The organism is Oleiphilus sp. HI0066, from assembly GCF_001635725.1.
The window spans coordinates 1-817 of the sequence record NZ_LWFH01000599.1 but is presented as its reverse complement, the minus strand read 5'-3'; the positions used below and the strand labels follow the sequence as shown (position 1 = coordinate 817).

Genomic DNA, 817 nt, shown 5'->3' with positions numbered 1-817 from the left:
TTACACGAAAAGCTTTCTCGCCTTGCTCTTCTGTGCCACTAAAAATTGTGCTTCCTGCAGCTTGTTCTGGAACATCGTAGGTAGCAACACGCTCTGCTTCGGCACTGGTGAATAGCGGTGCCACTTCATAAAGAAGATAAAAGAAGATAAGTGTGATTGCTACGATGACGCTAATGCCGCCAGCCCCAATAGAGACACTGGCAAGCTTGTCTTTTAACTTTCTGTTTTTACGATGCCTAACTAGCTTCGGAGTGTTGAAGTCTAATGTTGGCTGCGTTGGTGATTCACTCATAAATTAATACCGACAATTGAGAGAATTTAAATTTCGCAAATTATATAACAATGTAAATTCATAGTCTGCTTAAACGGAAAAACCTCCCACCATATATGGTGGGAGGTTTTTTCTTTGACTAGCTATCTACTGGGTACTAGCTTACTGCTTATAGACCTAGTTCTTTGAACTGACGCTCAACAACTTTTGCAGGAAGTGGCACATAGCCATCTTTAACTACAACTTCTTGACCTTGCTTAGACATTACAAGCTTCAAGAACTCAGCAGTCGTTGGATCAAGCGCTTTATTTGGCGCTTTGTTCACGTATACGTATAGGAAGCGTGAAAGTGGGTAAGCACCTGTTACAGCGTTTGCAGCATTTGCTTCAACATATTTGTCGCCCTTCTTCGCTAGTGGAAGAGCGCGCACTGATGCAGTTGTGTAACCGATGCCAGAGTAACCAATACCATTAATTGACTCAGATACACCCTGAACAACTGACGCTGAGCCTGGTTGCTCATTTACGTTGTTTTTGAAGTCGCCTT

Annotated in this window: 1 protein-coding gene and 1 pseudogene; both read right to left on the bottom strand. The window is 42.7% G+C overall.

All coding sequences use genetic code 11. The features are described from left to right. A pseudogene (locus A3738_RS07850) lies at positions 1-292 on the bottom strand (phosphate ABC transporter permease); the annotation flags it as partial. Between the two features lie 148 nt (positions 293-440). Beyond that, positions 441-817, bottom strand: a 377-nt coding sequence (locus tag A3738_RS07845) for a PstS family phosphate ABC transporter substrate-binding protein (protein WP_197473692.1), incomplete at its 5' end; no start/stop codon positions are given.